Here is a 21969-nt window from a genome sequence, read left to right as displayed (position 1 = left end):
AATTTTGCTAATAAACATAGCAAAATTATAGATGATTTCCTGACCTAAGATCACATTTTATTCTTTTTTCCACTTCAATCTAAGAATTGAGAAAAAAGCAAAAGCTTATATTATACCATAAAAAAATTATGCAAGAGGTCTTATTATGTTTCCCAAAGATGCCAATAATGTAGTTAGATTATTAAATACTTTTTTTAGCTTCTCTTTTTTAGGTATTTTGCTATTCTCTATCGTTAAAAAGCCTCTCAATATTTCCCTGTTAATTTTTGCCTTCCTGAGCATTTTTTTACCTTTAAGTACAGGAACAACACAATCAATGATGAGGTATATGATGACAATATTTCCAATATTTATTATTCTTGGATATTGGAGCCGAAAAAATTGTTATTTTTATGGATTTCTGTGATTCTTGTTTACCTATTTTTTATCCATTCTATTTCTTTGGTATGGTAATTGGGGCTGGATAGCTTAGTTGATCGTGCAGTTGAGTCAAATTACCCTAACTAATAATGCTAACATAGCTCTTTGCTCAGAGAGAGTCGATTGATTTGTTCAAAAATATCAACTAGATAGGGAATTATTGTAATCATAAATTAGAGTTATGATCAAAAATGTTACTGACATTGCCGAATATCTATATCGGTCAATAAAATCAATAACAATTACAGGATAAGCGTTTAAACTTGATCGAGATTTGCTTGATTTAAATACAAAAATACTGAATATTTATCATCATCAGGCCCTGAACGCCAGCAAAAGAAAACCCCACAGACAAAGACCCTGTAATGATAAAATCGACAATGGCGACGGCTTGGCCATTAGTATTTTTTGCGTCGGACTAGCAGGAGATAAAAGCGTGACCTTTAAGATTGGTTTACTCGGTTTCGGGGTTGTGGGGACGGGAACAGCGAAAATCCTCCTCGATCCTTTTGGTCGTCATCCCGTACTCAAAGAGATTACCATTGGACGAGTGGGAGTTAGATCCCTAGATAAACCGAGAGAAATCGAGCTTTCTCCCCAGCTGTTGACCACTGACCTAGAATCGATCGTTACTGACCCCGAAATTGATATTATTGTCGAATTATTGGGGGGTTTGGAACCGGCACGCTCTTTAATTCTCCAAGCAATCGCATCGGGGAAGCACGTTGTTACGGCAAATAAGGCGGTTATTGCCCGTTTTGGCGATGAAATCTACGCCAAGGCCAGTGAAAAAGGGGTTTATGTCCTCCTAGAAGCGGCCGTGGGTGGTGGCATTCCCGTCATTAAACCCTTAAAACAATCCCTCGGCGCTAATCGCATCAGCAGCATCATGGGAATTGTCAACGGCACAACTAACTATATTCTCACGGAAATGAGCCAAAAAGGGGCAGATTTTAGCGAAGTGCTGGCCAAAGCTCAGGAATTAGGCTATGCAGAAGCGGATCCGACTGCGGACGTGGATGGATTCGACGCGGCCGATAAAATTGCCATTTTAGCTTCTTTGGGTTTTGGAGGTCGGGTAAAACGGGAAGATGTTTACTGTGAAGGTATCCGGCAAGTTAGCGCCGTCGATATCGCCTACGCTGATAGACTGGGATTTGTGATTAAATTATTAGCGATCGCGAAAGATACGGTTAAGGAAGATTCCGATACCCTAGAGTTGCGGGTTCATCCGACCCTAGTACCGAAAACCCATCCCCTCGCTAATGCTAACGGGGTCTATAACGCTATTCTCGTCGAGGGGGAACCCTTGGGCCAAGTGATGTTTTATGGACCCGGTGCCGGTAGCGGACCGACGGCCAGCGCGGTAGTATCGGATGTGATGAATATCGTCGGAATTTTAAAAAGTAGTGGCAAAACCAAGGAACTTGACCCGCTTTTAAGCTGTATTCACCAGCATTATTGTCAAATCGCCCCGATGGAGTCGTTATCGACCCGTTTTTATGCCCGTTTTCTCTGTCGCGATGTGCCGGGGGTAATCGGTCATTTAGGTATGGCTTTCGGCGACCAGGGGGTTAGTCTAGAATCCGTGGTACAAATTGGTATTAGGGGTGATTTAGCCGAAATTGTCGTTGTCACCCACGATGTGCGCGAGGGCAATTTCCGCAACGCTTTAGCGGCAATAGAGTCTTTAGAAGCTATTGACAGTATTCCTAGTATTCTCCGGGTTTTGTAATTATAGAGATCGCTTTTTTATGGTCATGGGTCGGAGAATCAGAAGTGAGAAAAGTTGGCTAAGTTTAACTAGCACAATTTTGTTATTTTGTCTAGGTTTTTTGGGCTTAAATCAAAAATTAATTTTTGCCCAAGGGTCTGATAATGTTTGTCCCCTACCGATTTTATCAAGGTTACAACGCCATAAAATCCAAGCGGGAGAAACGATCCCCTCCATCGCCGAAAAATACGCTCTTATCCCGGCAACGATAATTAAACTCAATCCGACTATTCTCAAAAATGGTTCGGCCCCCGTGGGGAAAGAAATCTTTATTCCCCCGATGAACGGCATTCGCATCGAAGCACCCAAGGGTTCCACTTGGCGCGATTTAGAAGCTGCCTATGGTATTCGTGCCGATATCCTCTTTGAGCTTAACGGTTGTGGTCGTCGGCCGACAATAGTTTTTATCCCCGGCACCAATTGGTCCGCCACGGGCAAGCGCTCGGATTATACTGGATTAAGTTCTTATCCCTTACCCTTAGCCAGCACTGTCGGATTAGCCTACGGTTGGCAAAAAAGCCCCACGGAACAGAAAAATCTCTTTCATAGTGGTATTGATCTTCTCGCAAATGTTGGTACAAATGTTTTAGCTGCCGAGGATGGTCTAGTGATTTATGTGGGTCAGGAGGGAGCTTATGGTAATTTGGTAGTAATTAATCATTTAGGTCGCCGGCAGACCCGTTATGCCCATTTAAGCAGGGTTACAGTGAGAATTGACCAACGGGTACGAGCAGGAGACGTTATCGGTGCGGTTGGCACCACGGGACAACCGGATATTATTCCCCCCCATCTTCATTTTGAGGTGCGCTTAGATACTCCCGTCGGTTGGACAGCGCAGGATCCCGCTTTGCATTTGCCCCAAATCGGCCCGCAATCAAGTCAAAAGTAAACGGTTAAGTGGGATTATTGATTTATTTAGGGCTTGCTGAATAATGGTAAAACCCTTTTACAATAAGGCTTTTGACCTGTTAAAGTCCGATGTTCATGCGGCGAAAATAGGATTGGGACTTTCAAAAACCTTGCATTATCCTTCTTGTAGTACATAGCTTGGTACAAAAACCAAGGGCAACAAAGCCCGAAACGACCGGCTACTGACTCCTGACTCCTACCCCCAGGAAAAACTTTTTCAGCAGACCCTATATAAAAAAAGGAGTGAAAATAATCACTCCTACTGATAATCAGAAGAAAAAATGGCTTAAACCTAGAGAGCGTTGGCTCCCGCTACTACTTCTAGCAATTCTTGGGTAATAGCGGCTTGACGCGCCTTGTTGTAGGTACGGCTTAAAGTCCCGATTAACTCGCTGGCGTTCTCGCTGGCGTTGCTCATCGCCGTCATCCGGGCTGCTAATTCACTCGCTGCCGATTCCTGGAGAGCGCGCAGTAATTGGTTATTTAAGTACAAAGGTAGGAGAGAATCGAGGATTTGGACGGGATTCTGCTCAAAAATCATGTCTTGGGGAAAAACCTGCGCCGGTTGGCTGGCCATTTTTTCCCGTTGTACCTTAAATTTTCCTTCTTTAGTCACCAAACGGAAAATCTCGTCATCCTGTACCGCTAAACCTTGGGTAGTTAAAGGTAACAGGGTTTGAATCACCGGAGTGGCACTGATCAGGGAGATAAAACGAGTATAAATTAACTCGACGCGATCAACAGTTTCCGATAAAAATAAGGAAAGTAATTCATCCCCAATAGTGCCAGCTTCATCGGCAGTGGGAATCTGTTCGAGGTTGATAAATTTAGCGGCAATGGGAGCATTCCGGCGCTCGAAATATTGTGCCGCTTTCCGGCCGGCAACCACCAATTGATACTTAATCCCTTGCTCTTTTAATTCATTCATCCGTTGTTCGGCACGACGGATGACGTTAGTATTATAACCGCCACAAAGACCTCGATCGCCTGTCACTACCAACAGAGCCACGGTTTTTACTTCCCGTTGGGCCAGTAGGGGTAAATTAACATCACTAAAGGCTAAACGACCTTGGAGATTATAAAGGACCTGAGCGAGGGCATCGGCAAAAGGACGGGTACAGAGAACTTGTTCTTGGGCGCGGCGCACTTTTGCGGCCGCCACCAGACGCATGGCCTCGGTAATTTTTTTGGTATTTTTGACCGATTGAATTTGGTCGCGAATCGCTTTGAGATTAGGCATAATTCAGTTATCAGTTATCAGTTATCAGTTATCAGTTATCAGTCAAGAGTCGGGGTTTAGGAGGGAATGGAGAGGTGGGGAAACAGGGAAATGGGGAGATAGAGAAATTTCAACTCATACCCCAAAACCCCAAAACCTCAACACCCCATCCCCCAAAACCTAACCCCCATTACCAACATTTATTTACTGATTACCGAGATTATTTAAAAGCCTGTTTGTACTCATTGATGCCATCTTTGAGCAGGCCTTCCGCTTCGTCGTTGAGTTGTTTTTCAGTGCTGACGATCTCAACGTAGCGAGGTTTGCTGGTTTTCAGGTATTCCCGTAAACCGGTGCAGAAATCGATAACTTTATCGGTGGCGATATCGTCGAGATAACCGTTTAAACCGGCATAAACCACCGCCACCTGTTCCCAAACGGCGAGGGGGAAGTTTTGGGGCTGTTTGAGGATTTGACGCAGACGTTGACCGCGAGCGAGTTGTGCTTGGGTGGCCGCATCAAGGTCAGAAGCGAATTGAGCAAAAGCTTCTAATTCGTCAAACTGGGCTAATTCGAGTTTTAATTTACCGGCAACTTTCTTCATCGCTTTAGTTTGGGCCGCCGAACCCACGCGGGATACGGAAATACCAGCGTTAATAGCGGGACGGAAACCAGCGTTAAAGAGGTCGGTGGAGAGGAAGATCTGACCGTCAGTAATCGAAATTACATTGGTGGGAATGTAGGCAGAAACGTCACCGGCTTGGGTTTCGATAATCGGCAGGGCGGTCATGCTGCCACCACCGAGGGCATCGCTGAGTTTAGCGGCGCGCTCTAGTAAACGGGAGTGGAGATAGAAAACGTCGCCGGGGTAAGCTTCCCGACCGGGAGGACGACGCATGAGCAGGGATAGCTGACGATAAGCTTGAGCCTGTTTGGTGAGGTCATCGTAGATAACTAGGGTCGCTTTGCCTTTATACATGAAGTATTCGGCGATCGAAGCTCCGGTGTAGGGGGCGATATACTGGAGGGTGGCGGGGTCGTTAGCGTTAGCGGCCACCACCACGGTGTAATCCATAGCGCCTCTTTGGGTGAGGGTGTCGATTACTTGGGCGACGGTGGAGGCTTTTTGACCGATGGCGACATAGACACAGATCACGTCTTCGCTTTTCTGGTTAATGATCGTGTCAATGGCGATCGCTGTTTTACCGGTTTTTCTGTCACCGATAATTAACTCCCGTTGACCACGACCGACGGGAATCATGGCATCGATAGCGGTAATGCCGGTTTGCATCGGTTCACAGACGGATTTGCGAGCGACAATACCGGGGGCGGGGGATTCCACCAGACGGGTTTCGCTGGCGAGGATGTCCCCTTTACCGTCGATGGGACGACCGAGAGCATCAACCACGCGGCCGACTAAGGCTTCACCCACGGGAACCTGAGCGATTTTACCGGTAGCTTTCACCGTACCGCCTTCTTTAATCCCGAAACCGTCACCCATTAACACTGCACCGACGTTATCTTCTTCGAGGTTAAGGGCGATGCCGACGGTTCCATCTTCAAATTCTAATAGTTCTCCCGACATGGCTTGTTGTAGGCCGTAGATGCGGGCAGTACCGTCACCCACTTGCAGGACGGTTCCCACGTTGGAGACCTGTACTTCTTGGTTATAGGATTCGATCTGTTGACGAATAATCGTGCTAATTTCGTCGGGTCTGATAGCTACCATAGTTTAATCTGGGAAAAAGTAAAAAATTAGAAGGTGAAAAAACGGCAAAAAAGAGAGATTAGATGACCTTAGCGCAGGGAGAGGCTGAGGCGTTGTAGTTGACCGCGAATGCTGGCATCAAAGACCTGAGAACCGACTTTGATCACCACACCACCGATCAGGCTGCCATCAACTTTGGTTTTCAGTTCGACCACGTTCGCCCCGGTGAGGGTTTTCACTTTGTCGATGACGATTTGTTTTTGGCTATCGTTCAATTCGGTGGCCGAGGAAACTTCCGCTAAAACGGTGTTAGTCAGCACTCTGGCCAGGGTGAGATATTGTTGACAAACGGGTTCTAAAAATTGAATCCGACGTTTATCGACCAATAACATCATGAAGTTAGTTAAATAGGGATTGGCGCTGCTCCCCATTACTTGGGAAAGAACGGCTTTTTTAGCTTCTTCTTTGATGACGGGATTGCCAATAAAAGCTCTTAGATCGGGAGCATTTTCCAACAATTCTAAGAGGGATTTAATTTCGCCGCCAATCGCTTCTAATTGTCCGCTGCTTTGGGCGACGGAAAGTAATGCTTGGGCGTAGGGTTCGGCGATTTCTGAACTGATTAAACTTCCCTGCATCTATTTACCTCCTAGGTTGGCCAAACTGCGATCAATTAGGGTTTGTTGTACCGATTCTTCCAGGCCGGCGCTTAATTGGGATTCCACATTAGCTAAGGCTAAAGCGGTAATTCTTTGGCGTAATTCTACTAAAACGCGATCCTGTTCCGCCGAGAGATCTTTAGCGGCACTTTCGCGCATTCTTTGAATATCGAGTTCGGCTTGGGCGGCGATGTCGGCGGTGACAGTTTTAGCTCTATCTCGAGCATTATTGATAATTTGTCCCGCCTCTTGTTTTGCTAGGGCGAGTTTTTTCTGTTCTTCGGCGAGGGCGTTAGCGGCAATATTTTTCCGGTTTTCAGCTTCGGCTAAAGCTTCCGCAATCTTCGACTGACGTTCTCCGAGGATTTGTCCGAGAACTTTGCGGCCGTAGAAGATGATTAAACCGAGCAGAATCGAGAGGTTAAATAGGTTAGTTCCTAGGATATCGGTGTTGATGCCGAATCCTTCTGCTGCCGCTTCCTTCGCCTCCGTGGCTAATAATAAAACTGTGTCGATGATCATGATTATTGAGGGCGGGGAGTAGGTTATTCAGTTATCAGTTATCAGTTATCAGAGGTAAGTTATCAGTCTTCTAACTCCTGACGACTGAGTTCTATCTTTTTACTGATCACTGTTATTAACCAATGGCTGGGGTTTAGCGAACGAGTTCGGGGCCGAGGAGTTTTTCGAGAATTTGACGGGAAAGAGAGGCCACTTGTCCTTCTAGAGAACGAAAGGCTTCTTCTTTCTGTTGGGCAATTTCGGCGGCGACGGCTTCCTTACGGGCGATCGCTTCTTTTTGGGCTGCGGCAACTCGTTCGCTGGCTAGTTTTTGGGCCTCGGCCTGCGCTTGGGCGATAATCTCTTGGGATTGTTTACGAGCCGAAGTTAATTGCAATTCGTACTCTTGTACCAGTGCTTCGGTTTTGGCTAGTTGTTCTTTGGCTCCGCCTTCAGTTTGCCGAATATACTCCGCCCGTTCATCTAAAACTTTACTGAGGGGTTTATAAAAAACGGCGTTCAGGATCACTGCCAAAAGAATAAACTGTAGTGCCATCACTGGCAGGGTGGCATCGAAATCAAACATTGATTTATTCCTGATAAATAGAAGCTATAGACAGGTTCAAAAAAGGAAGATGATCCCCCTGCTTTAACAATAAACAGTCAGGGGGAATCACTAAAATTCCCTTAACTAGCTATCAGCCTTCCGTCCCCAAAACCAGATTTTTTAGTTGGCTGCTTTGGCGTTTTTTGAGAGTTTTGAAAACTCCGCTGCCAAGCTGAGGACTGGGGGCTGATAGCCCACTGCTTTTTTAATTAGGCGAAGGGGTTAGCGAACAGTAAAACGAGAGCGATAACCAAGCCGTAGATGGTTAAGGATTCCATGAATGCCAAGCTGAGGAGAAGGGTACCACGAATTCTTCCTTCAGCTTCGGGTTGACGGGCGATACCGGAAACAGCTTCTCCAGAAGCGGTACCTTGACCAACACCGGGGCCGATAGCGGCTAAACCAACGGCGAGGGCGGCGGCGATAACGGAAGCGGCAGCTACTGTGGGGTTCATGGTGATTTTTTCCTCTATTTACTAATCAATTTCAATCTGTTGTTTACAGAGCGCGTTCTCAGCCGTAAAAAATGGCTGGTTTTCTGCTCAAAACTCCCGAAAGAGTTTTTGGGAAAGAACGATCTGGGAATTCAGTTGCTCATCCTGAATTCGACCAATAATTTCTTAGTTATTATCCTATTATTTGGACACTTTTTCCTAAGAAATTTTTCTTTTTTCGTCCCTCGCTTTTAAGCGTGTTCTTCTTCGTGTTCCGATTCCAGGGCCTCATGGATATAGGCCCCGGCAAGGGTGGCGAAGACAAGGGCCTGAATAGCGCTGGTAAATAAACCGAGAGCCATCAGGGGTAGGGGTACGACTAGGGGGACAAGGAAGACCAATACGGCTACTACCAACTCGTCTGCAAGGATGTTTCCGAAAAGACGGAAGCTGAGGGAGAGGGGTTTGGTAAAGTCTTCTAAAATTTTGATCGGTAATAGCACGGGAATCGGCTCTAGGTAGTGAGCGAAGTAACCGAGTCCTTTTTTACTGATGCCTGCGTAGAAGTAAGCGAGGGAAGTCAGTAGGGCTAACGCCACCGTGGTATTGATGTCGTTAGTGGGGGCGGCTAATTCTCCTTCGGGCAGTTCGATTAACTTCCAAGGAATCAAGGCCCCTAACCAGTTAGAAACGAAAATAAATAAAAATAGGGTGCCGATGAAGGGCAACCAGGGTCGATATTCCTTTTCTCCTAGCTGGTTTTTGGCTAAATCGCGCAGAAATTCCAGAACGTACTCCATGAGGTTTTGAATACCGCTAGGGACTTTCTGGATCTTGCGGGTAGCGGCGATCGAGGCGATGATTAAGATAGCGAAGACGATCCAGGAGACCGCGATCACTTGCCCGTGAATTTTTAGTCCGCCGATGTGCCAGTACCAGTGTTGTCCCACTTCCAGGGAAGCGAGACTATAAAAATTAAGCACACTTAAACTGTCTAACATTTCCACCTTGGGGAGATTCAGGTTCGCAACTCAGGGTTATTTTGAACGGTTAAAGGGTTTAGGAATCGGCTTTCTGCTCCAGCTTGAAGATGGTTTGCAGGGTATAGACGATGATTGCGCCTTTATAGGTCAAAAAACCCAAAAAAACTGGCACTATGTGCAGTTCTTGCCAACGACTGGCGATGATGATTAATCCAGCGAATAGGGCTAATCCTTTTTTGCCTACCCGATTTTTCGTTACCCCCAATTTTTCCACTTCCCCGGCTAGGAGTTTTAGGTAAACAACTCCCACCATTGCCCCTAATAGGTAATTAAGGGCAGTATTGAGGGAATAAAACAGCCACACGGGTATAAAGATCAGACCGCTTAAGATCAGGGTGGTGATCAATAGGGTGTTTTGTAGTTGATAGTATTCCCGCATCGGATCTGACGACGGGTTGGTTTCTGGGGTTGGGGGAGATTCGATCGATGGGTCAGACAAGGTACACCTAAATCAGCGATAGACTAATCTCAATATCTGGATTGCTTTCCCAGCTATGACGCTCAGGTAAGCCACAAGACATATTATCACGGCAGTGGCAACAATTATTAAGCAATTGTAAATTGTCTTGATTCCCCCCGCTCGCAGCCGTCAGCTTTTTTCTCTCCCCCTCCCCTGCTCCTTTCTCCCCACTTCCCCAACTCCGGCGCCCCCTCTTGCCTGTTCCCTAAAACCAGAGACTTCCTACCTCACTATTAAGATCACTGCGATAAGTAGTCGTGCAAAATTAATTTCCTAGTCGAGACTCCGAGACTCCGAGACTCCGAGACTCCGAGACAGCTATCAGGGATCGGATTTGAGTTTTCAGTTCACTGTTTCCTCACACCAGAAGTCTGACGGAGTAGTGGCTTAGATGTGTAATGAATTTTGCTTAGGTACTTAAGACAATCTTATCCTAAAAAGATATTAACAACGGTTCTAACTTAATTTATGGGAACACCTGTCTCATTTTCGAGGTTTGCAAGTTCAACAAGATTATCATGTTATCAATCTTTGGTAAGTGTCAGTGGAATAGGTTTTTAATCAATCTCTTAACTCTCTACTGCCTTTTACCCCCATTAATAGCTGTTTTAGAACAATTGCCTTGGTATCAAGAACTTTTAAACCGAGGGCGTAAACAAGACCCAATTAAAGGTATAGCATCAGGAGATAAGTTCATATATCGGATAGTTCGGAACTAATTCGTTTAACTGGCCATGGAGCAAATAGTTGATTCCAACTTTCAATATTAAGAACTAAGCAAATTTCATAGAACTTTCGCTTCCATCGAGGAGTTTCTCTCCCCATTGGGGGTAATTTTTCCTTAATTTTATCTGTCAAATTAATTAGTAGAGCTTGGTCTAAAGTGACTAAGCAAATATAACGAATTGGTTTGTTAACTTCATTCTCAGCCCAACGATAAATAAAAGAATCTATAAATTTTTGAGCAAATGTATCGGCTAATTCCCCTTTTTCTAGCTGTTTCAAAAACTTTTCTTTTCCTTTTGTTTGAGCATTAGGATTACTGGGATCTTTTATCTCAATAAAAATTAATGTTTCCTCAATCTCAACGATGAAATCCACTCGACCCATTTGACCAATACCATGATAATTGGGTAGATTGGCATCCATTTGGTCAAACACGAAACCATTTAATGCGTCTGTAAACTCTATACTTAGATCACCTTCTGTTAACGTTAATCCCATTTAATTTAGCTCCTTAAATATTGTTTAAGTTGTTCATTGGTTAAATCCGTATAAGTATCTGAAATTCGGTTCGGGTAAATTTCTAGATATTCATGGGTGCTATTAACCCTTAATTGATTATTTTCCTGATCCCGATAAAGACTATGATAAGTAATCTTATCATCTTTCTTTTCATCAATTAGTAAATCAAACCATTTTAAAAAAACATAATCATGAGTAGCCACTATAACTTGTTGACCATTACGAGATAATTCTAGTAAAATTTCTACCAATAGCCTCATTAATTTAGGGTTAATATTTCCTTCCGGTTCATCCCAGAATAATGTCCCACTCATCCCCGGTTGAATTGCACCCGTTTCTAATAACCTAGATAATACTCCCATCTTGCGAAAACCTTCAGCGATTGCATTAACAGAATATTCTATATTTTTGACTTTAAAATTTACCCTACCTCCTCCATAAAAGATAAATTTTCCCCCACAAATATTTTTAATTTCTTCCATCGCCCATTTAGATTTTTCCTGAAGATTTTCAGACCGGATAACAGGTAAATCTAGCAGTGACCATAGATCTCGATAGGTTTCATCAAAATTCATTTGATACCTATCGTAGAGACTAAGCATTCCCTCCATAAAAGATAAAGATTCTTGAGCAGGAATAAAAACTGGAGTTTGTTGGTATTGCTCATAATTTTTATTCTCGATAATATGCACAGATTGGGAACTCTTAGAAAAACTAATTTTCAGCGTTTGCTCTAGGGAAAAGTTAATAGTACATTCTGCCCTTTCTTCTGCTCCCGTGTGATAAAGTTTTCCTAATTTATTATTTAAAGGAAGAAAAAGACGAATTAACCGCTCGGTTAAAAAATCCCTTAAATCAGACTCCTCCATCTCCGATGGCTGTTTAAACAGTTTATACCCAGAACTAAGGGCATAAGCAACTTTTAACAAATGAGTTTTTCCCGTCCCATTTTCTCCAATAATGACGTTAATCTTCGGAGAAAAATCAATTTTTAAACGTCGAAAAGCTGTAAAATTTCTCAGTTCTAATGATGTAATCATCTTTTCATCTCAATCAAGAAATCGGTAATCTCTATATCGTGGTAAATAGTTCCCACACCCCACACCCCACTTCTCAAATTTGAATCCGTTTACCTTCCTTAATTTCTGCTATTAAAGCCTCACGCATTGCCGAGAGATACTCCTCCACATCCGCCTCATCTGCCAGCCATGCCTTGCCAAAATTAATCTTAATTGTCTGACTGGGTATATATTGAGTTTCTGACTCCTTAACCCGACGGGTTGCCTGGGAAGAAACCCCATCAACCCCCGTCAACTTAGTCATTTTTGAGAGTAACCGAGGATAGGTATCCGTTTCAAACTTCTGACGGGTACTGCGAATCATAGCAATCAAATCTTCTTGAGCAATAGAATCACAACAATCCTGAAAAGATTTCAGAATTTCCTGCTGTTGCACCGGAGAAAGTTGGGAAAACTCGGCCATTTTACCCATTCGCTCTTGTAACAACCCGATTTCTTCCTGTGCTTGTTCCACTTCCTTGGTAACTTCGCTAGAAATTTCTGCCTCTACCGACTCTATTAACCCCTTTACCTGCTGCATCCGGCTTCCTTTAAAGCATTGGGTATCCGTGAGAACTGTTCTCAGTTGAGATAGATTATCGCTGTTGATATAACTAAAATTGGGCTTTTGAGTCTCTAATAACAGTTTAGCCCGATCATAAATCCGTTTTTGTTCCCCCTGCATAAAACTCAGAATCGGCTCTATTACATTCTCTTTAAGATCTAATAACTCATCCTCTCGTTCGGTTAAATCGGTAAGATACCAATCATAAGGCTGATTACATACATCATTCAGGGTTTGTCGAGCCGGTTCTAAAGCCGATAAAAAAGGATATTTATCCATTTCTGAGAGTGTTTCTCGAATCAATTGGCTGAGTTCCTTAAATGCTGCTTGCGTTTTCTGATAAATAGCTTTAGGTTCATTATCTCCACAGGGTTGAGCAAAAAATTCCTCATAAAAATCCTTAAGTTTTCGTACCTGTGAAGAGGTAAATTTCTGTTGTGGCTGTAGTAAAATATTACTATAATTACGGGACTTACAAATAGCCTCAACTAATGCCCCTCCTTCCAACAAATTGCCCTCTCTTTCCACTTTTAGCTTACCTCTGGCGCACAGTTTGGCAACCATACATAAAATCGCCCCCTCACTCCACCCATAGGGTTTACGTTGAAAATTATCGGTTAGAGACTTCATAGATGTCCTTAACCCCTTTTCTTTATCCTTTTGAGTAAAGTTAAAAACCTCTTTTTCTGGTTCACTTAAATCCTTGAGATCATTACTAAATAAACCCTCTTGAGACGGTTCTAAAAAGTGCTTAAATTGTTCGACTTTATAAGTCACTCCCCCTAACATTTGAAAGTTATGATACACCTCGGCAATTAATTTCTGAAACCCTAAAATAATTCTACTTTGAGCATCACTACTGCCAATCTCTAACTCCCTTCCCGATACAAATAACTTAGCCTGTCCTAATAAACTTTTCAGACTGTTTTTAATCTTTTCGTAATTTTGTTGATTGCTTTGATTTTTTTGATTCAAAATACTTTTAACTTCTTCCTGATGAGTGACAGATATATTCTGTTGAACATACTTTTCTGTTCTTTTATACATGGTTAAATCTTTCATTAAAGGCTGATTAGAAGGGATAATAACTAATAACTCATCCCGTCCCATATTCTCCATCTGTAGGGCTTTTTCTTGCTCATGTTGCCAGAAAAAAGGAGTGATGATTTGAATACTTAACTCGTATTCTCGTTTATAAAGTATTCCATCAATCTTACGGGAGAATTGATAATCTTGTGTCCCCTCTTGATTGCGAATTTTTGCGGTTTTGAGAATCTCCTCAAAAATTAAATTATTTAAGGCATCTAAAATACTATTATCTTCTAATTCTGTATTTTTAATCTCCTGCTCAATGTCTTTTTCCTTGTCCGTTAAATACTCATACAAGTCCCCCGTTCTCTGAATGTAGGTTTGATGTTCAAGCAGGTTTAACCCTTCCTGAACTCGATTTTGTAGGTGGGAAATATCCTGTTCAAATTCCTCTAACATCAGGATAGATAAATTCTGTAAATTAGCCTTAAATCCCTCTACATATTTAACTAGAAATAATGCCTTGAGAAGACGCACGGCAAAAGGATTATTAAGATTATCTTCCGCTAAAGTAATACCACTCTGAATATTAGATTTCAACGTCGATCTAATTCCTTGAAACATTAAATCAAATGTAGCTAGATGACCAATTTCTTGCCCCTCAATTGCTATTACCACCTTACGGAAAACCGCCAACATTGAGCGTTCCCCTACCGAACTATGTTTTCCTTCAAAAGCACTATGTATAGATAATCCTCTAATAGCAGACTGGAAAAGGGTAAACTGATAGGGAATAAAAGGATAACAATCAATAAAATGGTTTCTATTTTTAAACTTACGGAAATCCCTTGAGCCATCGGAAAAGCGAAATAAGGTGGGTAAATTATGCCGTTGTTGCTCATAAATCTGCCCGAGTATTCTAACACCATCCTCATTTTTTGTCAGCAGACGTTTCTGAATAACTTCCGCCACATCCCGGCTGGTTAATTTCATGCGATTAGCAAAACGATCTTGAATTTTAGAAAAATCCTTAGTTCGATGATTTCCCATTTCTCCTAATACCGTTTCCATGTCTTCCTGAGCGGTGACAATCACCCAAGAACGTCCCTGACATTTTGTGGCTAAACTCTCGGCAATGGTTTGTAAATTGGTCATTAATTTAACATTATCCGCAATGTATTGTCCCACCTCATCCACAAAAAAGTTTAGTCTAAAATTAGAGGGTTTCTGTTCAATAAATGCTTTTACCTCTTGGGAAAAATCATCAATGGAAAGTTTATAATCCTGACGATATAAATCGAGAATATTGGTGGAATTTTCCACCGATGCACCGGTCACTTTTCCATAGGCGATCGCAATATTTTTTCTTTCTAAAATGACTTGTTCCCGTCCCCTTTCCCAGGGTTTACCAGCAACGGATTCATACTCAGTTTTAAAAGCAGTATATAACCCCCGCTCATCTAATTCTTTTTCAAACTGAGCAATATAGCCCTGTTTTCCATAATAACCCCGCGCTTCATTGAAAACCTTGCTAAAAACTGATAATAAAGCATCAAATTCTGTTTTACTGGTGACATCCGCCTTTTGATCGATATTAAATAAAATACTTTGAGCAGGAATAGCAACGGCTTTCCTTAAGTCTCTTTTAAGAATTTCATTGTTCCGACATTTGGGTAAAAATTTTTCAATTGCTTGGCTATTTTCGAGCCAGCGATCCTCTAACAACAGGGCCAATATTTTTAATAAATGGGACTTACCAGAGCCAAAAAAGCCCGATATCCAAACCCCATTAACTCCTGTATAATTGTTATAAGCTGACAAAAACTCCTCTAGGCGTTTTTCAACCTCGCCGGTAAGCACATATTCTTCTAGTTCAACGTGCAGACTCGCCTCATCATTGGCATCCGCTTTGATTACCCCTTCCATAGGACGACTAACTTGTTTCTCAAAAATTCTACTTAACTGCATAATTAGTTCTCCCTTAAACTTGGTACTCGTAAATGTTAAAAGCTCGATAATATTTGTCATCTCCTAAGAGTCCAAATAAATTGAGAGAGGCTCCCGACTCTAGGGAATAGGTGTAGGCCCCCGGAAAAAACATTACCGTCGGTTGGTTGTTGTTCGTGGTTTGGAGGTTATTAAGAACATTATGGGAACGAATATAGGGAAAAATTTGACCAACGCCCCATAAAAACAAGATATCAAACGGATTTTCGGCAATTTTTTCGCCTAGGGCTGGAATTAAATGACTCTCCGAATCTAACACATTTTGTAAAAGCTCTTTCAGTTCCCCTTTAGATATCGAGGATTCTATATCGAGAATTTGCTCAAATATCTGCCGTTCCCTCAATAAGTCAAGACAGAGCTCATAAAGATTGATCTCTAATATGCGAATCCCTTTTTGATGCAACTGACTAACCAGTTGCTTTTGCAGACGTTCCATTTCAACAGTGTCTTGAGGTGGGTAAGGACAGATAAAAAAAGGAACTTCATTGCCAATTCCCTGTTTTTTGAGAAATCGCTCTGCTGACAGAACCGATAATAAATATTCAAATCTTTGGTTGATTGCTATTGTTTCAAGAGAAGACATCCAAATTTCGCCCATCTTGTCAATAATATTAGTATGCCCATTTTATCTGAATGAGAGTCAAAATCGGCTCTCTTATTCTTTGTGTGATCAGTTTAACTTACTATAGAAGCGATCAATCTTTGTGTCCTCTGTGTCTGGAGTGGTTCCTTCCACCCCCTCGCTAGGAGGAATGTATCTTAGAATAAATTTTACCCACCAAATCCAAGAGAACCAAAATCCTGGCTTGCTGCCTACAATTTCAGGTGATTAAGGGCTAAATTCCGTTGTTGGAGAGCGAATTGATGGCTAGGCTCTAGTTGTAGGGTTTGGTTAAAAGAAACCACTGCTTCCGAGAAACATTTTAACTTGTAGAGACAACAACCCCGTTGATACCATGCCTCAGCCTTTTGGGATTGTAACTGTAAAGCCTTATTATAAGCGGCGACCGCTTCACTGAGTCGCTCTAATTCCCGTAAAGCTTCACCTTTGCTAAACCAGACATTAGCATCGGATTTAATGGCCAGGGCTTGATTATAAGCCGCTAGACCTTCCGCATAATGTTGCATCCGACATAAAATCATGCCCTTGTAATGCCATGCTTCCAGATAATCTGGCTGCAGTTGAATCGCCTTATCCCAAGATGCGATCGCATCACTGATTTGTCGTAAATTAGCTAAAGCGATGCCGCGATAAAACCAAGCCCGAGCATTATTAGTCTCTAATTGAATTACCTGATTAAAAGACCCTAAAGCTTCAGGAAAACGCCCTAATCGTTGCAAGGCCAGACCGCGATTATACCAAGCATTGACAAAATTGGGCTTTTTCCGCAGGGACTGCTGATACAATTGAACTGCTTCGCGATGCTGCCCCAAATCGAGATGCGCGTTACCGCGATAAAACAAATCCTCTGCTGAAATTTCCAGCACTAAAGCTTGTTGTTGACGCAATTGCAGTAACTCTTTTATGGCATCTAAAACTTCTGCTGCCGAGGGAAAGCGTTGGCGCCAGTCATAACGGGTCATTTTATCGATAATAACTGCTAGATCATCTCTAACATCGGCCTGATCGCGCCAAGCGATTTCTCCGGTTTCGGCATCTTCGGGCAATTGCGTCGGTTTGAGACCGGTTAAGGCTTGAATAGCGATGATTCCCACGGCATAGACATCGCTAGACAATCGCGGTTTATTTTGCGCCTGTTCACTAGGCATATAACCAGGGGTGCCAATCCCAATGGACACACTGGTCTGTTTTGCTTTTAGCCATTGAGTCCCCACTTGTTTGACTCCGCCAAAGTCGATTAAAACTAGCTTGCCCTCTTGGCGACGGATAATATTATGGGGTTTGATATCTCGGTGAATAATATTATTTTGATGGACAAAAGCGAGAACTTCCAAGATATCTTTTAATAACTGAATTACCTGACTCTCTTCTAAACGCTTACCCTTAGAGATTTCCTGACTAAGATCGTGACCATCGATAAATTCTTGAACGATATAAAAAGACTTATTTTCCTGAAAACTGGCGAAAAATTGCGGTATTTGAGGGTGATGGCCGAGTTTTTCCAAAGCTCTGGCCTCACTCTCAAATAATCCTATAGTAACTTCGTTAACCACTTGGGTGATTAACTGTTTGACCACACATTGAGGACGGCCGGGGCGATAGTTATCTTGGGCTAAAAAAGTTTGACCGAAAGCCCCTTGACTTAGGGGTTTAATAACTTGGTAACGTCCCCCGATAATTAGTTTCATGGTAGCGATAGCATTATCTTTGCCCTAGATCAGCTTGATGGGACGGTTAACAGCCAAAGGGGTTAACTTGACCAAGCCCATCTTGCCAGTTAATTGATATATTACCAAAAAATTGGGTTTAAAGCCTCGCCCTTTTAGGGCGACTTGATCTGATGTATGATATTAAGAATAGGCGGCCGGGTAAGCAACCGCTTAAAAAACCCAGTCATCAACCGATGAACGCACCTTGAAAACTAGAGTTATGGGGTTCTATAGGGGAATGCTCCTATAGGTAAAAATTCTCAGCACCAAGTACCAAAGAAACCAATTATTTTAGAGGTTTTGAACTGTATCGTAGGGGACCCCGAGAACAGGCTTCTGTAAGGGAGCGAAAGTCTGAGGAGAGAACCACCTCTGGGTAGGATTTCGCCAGGAATCTAATTCAAGTGGACTCGTTGAGCCAGAAATTCACAGCAGTGATGCTAGAAGAATCCACGTCCGTTTACGGCGTGGGGTATGTCAAATCAATTGTCGTCAGAAGCGGGTAACGCGACTCGAACGCGCGACATTCACCTTGGGAAGGTGACGTTCTACCACTGAACTATACCCGCAAAAGTCTCCCTAATCATAGCATTGACCCCCCAGCCAGAGCAACTGCCCTAGGCTATTTTCCATCACCGCGCTGGTTTGTCCAGAAACGCTAAACTGTAAAGCTTCCCGATAGACTCGCCCCGCCGGATGATCAATAATATTCGCCGCCCCACCGGAGGCAATCACTGCCCCTTGAGCGCATTGTAGAGCCAAATTAATCGCCCGACCGCGCCAGTGCAATTTGTCGGCAAAACTGGCCTGGTGGGAATTTAACATTTTTTCTTGACAGGACAGTAGGGCTTTTTCTAGCTGTTGATGGGCATTTTTTAGGCTTTCTAGCCCTTTTTGTCGATAAACCGCAAAAATAACATCTAAGCCCGCCCAAGCACAGCCAAGGGCATGAAAACCATGATGGAGAACATTTTTTTGATCGCTGGCCTCGATCGCCGCCGCCGGTTGTAAACTAACAATAAAATCCCTTGACAAAAAGTAGTCTTGTATGGTAATGCTCACCGTATTAGTCCCACTCATCGATAATAATGTCATGGGGGGACTGCATTGCAGACCGGGGAGAGCCTGCAGCGGTAAAAGACCGTACAGCGATCGCCCGTCTGGGAGGGTCGCCCCGATGATAAAATCTTCAAAAAAGCCCCATCCCGTCACCCAGGGGACCTGTCCACAGAGTTGATAGCCGCCGGCCACGGGAAACGCTTTCATCATCGGTTCCCCCGGACGACGTAGTTGCGAAAACCCCACCCCCACTAGCTTTTCGCCCCGGGCCATTTTGGGGAGATAAAGCTTTTTCAGGTCTTGGTTACTGCTGGTGGCTAATTGATTAGCGGCGCTTTGGTGTTGGGTTTGCAGAAAAGTTAAAGCGCCGGAATAACGAGCGCCGAGGATTTGGAATTGTTGATAGGTGCGTTCCTCCCATCCCGCCCCCCCCCATTCTTTGGGAACACGCAAAGCTAACAAACAGCGCTCGCCCATACCCTGTAAAGCTGATTGTAGGGCGATCGGGTCGCGATCGATCCGGGCCGCTTGCGGGGCGATCCTATTCTGAAAATAATCCCTAGCCATCTCCAGTAAACCATCGCTCATAGCTGACTAGCACAGTAAACCGCCCCCATTAGTCCCACTTGAGTATTAAGGACGATATGGACGGGAATATTGCTTAATATCTCCGTCATCCGACCTTTAGCGCGAAAAGCCTTCATAAAGCTACCCTCGGTCATTAGAGGAAGATTTTTGGCCGCAATCCCTCCCGCTATGTATAATCCTCCGTAGGGAAGCAACTTGAGGGCTAAATTGCCCGCTTCCGCACCGTAGGCCTCGACAAAGATTTTCATGGTTTGATAACAAAGATGATCCGAGTTATCTTGGGCAAAACTGGCAATTTTAGCCGCTAAATCGACGGTTTTTTGCGGTTTACCCATTTCTTCTAACCAAGCGCGGTAAATTTCCGCCATGGCCGGCGAGGACTGACTATAGTTACTATCGTGGAGAAATCGATAGATAGAAGTGATTCCAGGGCCGGAAACCACTCGCTCCACCGAAATGCGCTCGATATTATAGAGTTCCAAGAGATAATTTAATAGTTGATATTCTAAACTCGATCGAGGGGCAAAATCGGCGTGGGAACCCTCACTAGCAAACACCTGATATTTACCCTTCGACACAGGAATCAAAAAACCCTCTCCTAACCCCGTTCCTGCACCAATAACCGCAATCGGGGCCTCTGGTACTGCCGGGGCCGCCTGTAGATTGTGCAGCTCCTCTGGGGCTAATCCTAACACCCCATAACCGATCGCCGCAAAATCATTAATTAATTTTACTCGCTCAATCTGCAGCTCCTGGCTTAGGCGATCGCCAGTTAGGGACCAACTTAAATTAGTCAATTCGGAACTATTGTTAACCACTGGACCTGCAATACCGAAACAAGCTTTTGCCACTGGGGGAATAGTGGTTTGTCGGGCCAAAAACTGCCGGACGATCGGCACCAGATCGGGGTATTGTTCACTAGGATAGATTTCTTGATCGAGAGTAATTAGCCGGGGTTGGGGACTATCCGATGAGTTTTGGCAATCCACTAAACGCAGGATTGTTTTAGTTCCCCCGATATCTCCCCCTAAAAGAATCGTCATGCTGGTTTTTCCCTGAGTTTGTCCCCATAATTATAGTTTTTTTTACCGCTTCTCCCCAGCAAATTTAAGGGCAGTCAATTCTATACTATAGTGAAAGATGGTAATGCCTAAGCCCTAATTAAGGATTGATTAATCATCGCTCCGGGGTTGGAATGGGGATTTGCTAGAGGACAGAAAGGGGACTTAAAGACATTTTAGGTCTAACTGTAGCCTCAAGGCGATCGATAGGGCGGCAAAACCTATCACTGTCCCCATAACTTTTAAGATAGACCAGAGAGGGAGAAATTAGCTTGGGTGTAGAACTTCGCAGTTACGTTTATCTTGACAATTTACAGCTTCAACACGCCGCTTACATCGGTACAGTCGCCCAAGGATTTTTACCCTTACCCGGGGATTCTTCCCTCTGGATTGAAATTTCCCCCGGCATCGAGATTAATCGCATCACCGATATTGCCCTCAAATCCGCCGTGGTTCGTCCGGGGGTTCTATTCGTAGAACGACTCTATGGACTCTTAGAACTCCATTCTAGCAGTCAGGGAGAGGTCAGGGCGGCCGGTCAGGCAATTTTGCAGTATTTAGGCGTTAGTCAGCGCGATTGTCTGAAACCGCAAATTGTTTCTAGCCAAATTATTCGCAACATTGACGCTTACCAAGCCCAATTAATTAACCGTAGTTCTCGGGGTATGATGTTAATGGCGGGACAGACTTTGTACGTTTTAGAAGTGCAACCGGCTGCCTACGCTTCCCTAGCCGCTAATCAGGCCGAAAAAGCTGCTTTAATTAATATCCTACACGTTACTTCCGTGGGCAGTTTTGGCCGCCTATATTTAGGGGGAGAAGAACGAGATATTATCGCCGGTTCCCGAGCGGCAGTTTCAGCGTTAGAAAATATTCAAGGTCGAGTTTTTCCCGGTAGCGACAAAAAAGAATAAGCTAATGAAGGCAAAAGGCAGAAGGTAAGGGTGCATCTCATTTTTGTCAATCTACCAATTGGGATTTTTACTTGGAAACTCTCGGCTAAAATTGGGCATTACTTCCGATTTTATCACTCAATCCAAGCTTTTGGGGGGTTCTACCCCCCAAACCCCTAGGGCTGTTTCATTCTCCCATCAGAATATCAAAAGTAAAAGCGATCACTGTCTTGGTAAAATGAGAAGTGACCGCCAACTTTTTAAATATATGTTGAGCTTAATAGAAAAACTGAAACAAGTCAAGGACTTTCGGAAAGATAAAGGAAAAAGACACCCTTTATGGATAGTATTAGTAGTAATAATACTGGGAACAATGCTAGGATACTCAGGTTAGAGAGA

General features: G+C 43.6%; 18 protein-coding genes, 1 tRNA gene and 1 pseudogene. 4 read left to right on the top strand and 16 right to left on the bottom strand.

Features of this window, described 5'->3' with window-relative positions:
* Positions 1 to 856: 856 nt before the first annotated feature.
* Positions 857 to 2155, top strand: a complete 1299-nt coding sequence (locus O9332_RS15200; RefSeq protein WP_043999341.1) for a homoserine dehydrogenase — start codon at positions 857 to 859, stop codon at positions 2153 to 2155.
* A 19-nt stretch (positions 2156 to 2174) separates the two neighbouring features.
* Entirely contained in the window at positions 2175 to 3083 is a 909-nt protein-coding gene (locus O9332_RS15195; protein WP_002762002.1) for a LysM peptidoglycan-binding domain-containing M23 family metallopeptidase, read from the top strand.
* Positions 3084 to 3395: 312 nt separating this feature from the next.
* On the opposite strand, the gene O9332_RS15190 is transcribed toward O9332_RS15195, so the two are convergent.
* The 16 genes from O9332_RS15190 to O9332_RS15115 form a co-directional block, all read right to left on the bottom strand.
* Complete coding sequence (locus O9332_RS15190) at positions 3396 to 4343, bottom strand: F0F1 ATP synthase subunit gamma (RefSeq protein WP_002763363.1); 948 nt, start codon at positions 4341 to 4343, stop codon at positions 3396 to 3398.
* Positions 4344 to 4542: 199 nt separating this feature from the next.
* Positions 4543 to 6051 carry a F0F1 ATP synthase subunit alpha gene (atpA, locus tag O9332_RS15185; protein ID WP_002763364.1) on the bottom strand — a complete coding sequence of 503 codons (1509 nt, stop codon included), beginning with the start codon at positions 6049 to 6051 and terminating at the stop codon, positions 4543 to 4545.
* 68 nt (positions 6052 to 6119) lie between these two features.
* Positions 6120 to 6668, bottom strand: a complete 549-nt coding sequence (atpH, locus tag O9332_RS15180) for an ATP synthase F1 subunit delta (RefSeq protein ID WP_002763366.1) — start codon at positions 6666 to 6668, stop codon at positions 6120 to 6122.
* Positions 6669 to 7211 (bottom strand): F0F1 ATP synthase subunit B, encoded by a 543-nt coding sequence (locus O9332_RS15175; protein ID WP_002763368.1) that lies wholly within the window; start codon positions 7209 to 7211, stop codon positions 6669 to 6671. It abuts the gene before it with no gap.
* A gap of 133 nt (positions 7212 to 7344) precedes the next feature.
* The gene (locus O9332_RS15170; RefSeq protein WP_002740070.1) at positions 7345 to 7776 is read right to left on the bottom strand and encodes a F0F1 ATP synthase subunit B'; all 432 of its coding nucleotides are present in this window, start codon (positions 7774 to 7776) and stop codon (positions 7345 to 7347) included.
* Positions 7777 to 8006: 230 nt separating this feature from the next.
* Complete coding sequence (gene atpE / locus O9332_RS15165) at positions 8007 to 8252, bottom strand: ATP synthase F0 subunit C (protein ID WP_002740068.1); 246 nt, start codon at positions 8250 to 8252, stop codon at positions 8007 to 8009.
* A 230-nt stretch (positions 8253 to 8482) separates the two neighbouring features.
* Positions 8483 to 9232, bottom strand: a complete 750-nt coding sequence (atpB, locus tag O9332_RS15160) for a F0F1 ATP synthase subunit A (RefSeq protein ID WP_002739857.1) — start codon at positions 9230 to 9232, stop codon at positions 8483 to 8485.
* A 58-nt stretch (positions 9233 to 9290) separates the two neighbouring features.
* Positions 9291 to 9653 carry an ATP synthase subunit I gene (locus tag O9332_RS15155; RefSeq protein ID WP_002739749.1) on the bottom strand — a complete coding sequence of 121 codons (363 nt, stop codon included), beginning with the start codon at positions 9651 to 9653 and terminating at the stop codon, positions 9291 to 9293.
* 774 nt (positions 9654 to 10427) lie between these two features.
* Entirely contained in the window at positions 10428 to 10958 is a 531-nt protein-coding gene (locus O9332_RS15150; protein WP_004266777.1) for a hypothetical protein, read from the bottom strand.
* 5 nt (positions 10959 to 10963) lie between these two features.
* Positions 10964 to 12019 carry an AAA family ATPase gene (locus O9332_RS15145; protein ID WP_004266778.1) on the bottom strand — a complete coding sequence of 352 codons (1056 nt, stop codon included), beginning with the start codon at positions 12017 to 12019 and terminating at the stop codon, positions 10964 to 10966.
* A 73-nt stretch (positions 12020 to 12092) separates the two neighbouring features.
* The gene (gene brxC, locus O9332_RS15140) at positions 12093 to 15599 is read right to left on the bottom strand and encodes a BREX system P-loop protein BrxC (protein WP_288026245.1); all 3507 of its coding nucleotides are present in this window, start codon (positions 15597 to 15599) and stop codon (positions 12093 to 12095) included.
* 13 nt (positions 15600 to 15612) lie between these two features.
* On the bottom strand, positions 15613 to 16236 hold the full coding sequence (locus O9332_RS15135; RefSeq protein ID WP_004266781.1) for a DUF1788 domain-containing protein: 624 nt from the start codon (positions 16234 to 16236) through the stop codon (positions 15613 to 15615).
* A gap of 215 nt (positions 16237 to 16451) precedes the next feature.
* On the bottom strand, positions 16452 to 17948 hold the full coding sequence (locus O9332_RS15130) for a serine/threonine-protein kinase (RefSeq protein WP_288026242.1): 1497 nt from the start codon (positions 17946 to 17948) through the stop codon (positions 16452 to 16454).
* Positions 17949 to 18466: 518 nt separating this feature from the next.
* Positions 18467 to 18538: transfer RNA gene (locus O9332_RS15125), tRNA-Gly, on the bottom strand.
* A 10-nt stretch (positions 18539 to 18548) separates the two neighbouring features.
* A complete protein-coding gene (locus tag O9332_RS15120; protein ID WP_288026240.1) occupies positions 18549 to 19616 on the bottom strand; it encodes an acyl-CoA dehydrogenase family protein in 1068 nt (355 codons plus the stop codon).
* Positions 19613 to 20659 (bottom strand): glucokinase, encoded by a 1047-nt coding sequence (locus O9332_RS15115; RefSeq protein WP_288026238.1) that lies wholly within the window; start codon positions 20657 to 20659, stop codon positions 19613 to 19615. The genes O9332_RS15120 and O9332_RS15115 overlap by 4 nt, the downstream gene beginning before the upstream one ends.
* Positions 20660 to 20949: 290 nt before the next feature.
* Here O9332_RS15115 and ccmP point away from each other — a divergent pair, with 290 nt between their 5' ends.
* Both ccmP and O9332_RS15105 read left to right on the top strand, forming a co-directional pair.
* Positions 20950 to 21591, top strand: coding sequence for a beta-carboxysome protein CcmP (gene ccmP / locus O9332_RS15110; RefSeq protein ID WP_004266786.1), 642 nt, complete (start codon positions 20950 to 20952; stop codon positions 21589 to 21591).
* Positions 21592 to 21838: 247 nt separating this feature from the next.
* Positions 21839 to 21961: pseudogene (locus O9332_RS15105) on the top strand (transposase family protein); the annotation flags it as partial.
* Positions 21962 to 21969: the final 8 nt, after the last annotated feature.

Source organism: Microcystis sp. LE19-10.1B (assembly GCF_027530565.1).
GTDB lineage: Bacteria > Cyanobacteriota > Cyanobacteriia > Cyanobacteriales > Microcystaceae > Microcystis > Microcystis aeruginosa.
The sequence above is the reverse complement of the archived record's forward strand: the minus strand, read 5'-3'. Positions and strand labels throughout refer to the sequence as shown.

Excerpts from the sequence above, each read along its gene's own strand:
- O9332_RS15120 (WP_288026240.1), bottom strand. The coding sequence starts at position 19,616 with ATGAGCGATGGTTTACTGGAGATGGCTAGGGATTATTTTCAGAATAGG.
- O9332_RS15130 (WP_288026242.1), bottom strand. The coding sequence starts at position 17,948 with ATGAAACTAATTATCGGGGGACGTTACCAAGTTATTAAACCCCTAAGT.
- brxC (WP_288026245.1), bottom strand. The coding sequence starts at position 15,599 with ATGCAGTTAAGTAGAATTTTTGAGAAACAAGTTAGTCGTCCTATGGAA.
- O9332_RS15155 (WP_002739749.1), bottom strand. The coding sequence starts at position 9,653 with ATGCGGGAATACTATCAACTACAAAACACCCTATTGATCACCACCCTG.
- O9332_RS15175 (WP_002763368.1), bottom strand. The coding sequence starts at position 7,211 with ATGATCATCGACACAGTTTTATTATTAGCCACGGAGGCGAAGGAAGCG.
- atpB (WP_002739857.1), bottom strand. The coding sequence starts at position 9,232 with ATGTTAGACAGTTTAAGTGTGCTTAATTTTTATAGTCTCGCTTCCCTG.
- O9332_RS15170 (WP_002740070.1), bottom strand. The coding sequence starts at position 7,776 with ATGTTTGATTTCGATGCCACCCTGCCAGTGATGGCACTACAGTTTATT.
- O9332_RS15195 (WP_002762002.1), top strand. The coding sequence starts at position 2,175 with ATGGTCATGGGTCGGAGAATCAGAAGTGAGAAAAGTTGGCTAAGTTTA.
- O9332_RS15190 (WP_002763363.1), bottom strand. The coding sequence starts at position 4,343 with ATGCCTAATCTCAAAGCGATTCGCGACCAAATTCAATCGGTCAAAAAT.
- O9332_RS15150 (WP_004266777.1), bottom strand. The coding sequence starts at position 10,958 with ATGGGATTAACGTTAACAGAAGGTGATCTAAGTATAGAGTTTACAGAC.
- atpA (WP_002763364.1), bottom strand. The coding sequence starts at position 6,051 with ATGGTAGCTATCAGACCCGACGAAATTAGCACGATTATTCGTCAACAG.
- O9332_RS15135 (WP_004266781.1), bottom strand. The coding sequence starts at position 16,236 with ATGGGCGAAATTTGGATGTCTTCTCTTGAAACAATAGCAATCAACCAA.
- O9332_RS15145 (WP_004266778.1), bottom strand. The coding sequence starts at position 12,019 with ATGATTACATCATTAGAACTGAGAAATTTTACAGCTTTTCGACGTTTA.
- atpE (WP_002740068.1), bottom strand. The coding sequence starts at position 8,252 with ATGAACCCCACAGTAGCTGCCGCTTCCGTTATCGCCGCCGCCCTCGCC.
- atpH (WP_002763366.1), bottom strand. The coding sequence starts at position 6,668 with ATGCAGGGAAGTTTAATCAGTTCAGAAATCGCCGAACCCTACGCCCAA.
- O9332_RS15115 (WP_288026238.1), bottom strand. The coding sequence starts at position 20,659 with ATGACGATTCTTTTAGGGGGAGATATCGGGGGAACTAAAACAATCCTG.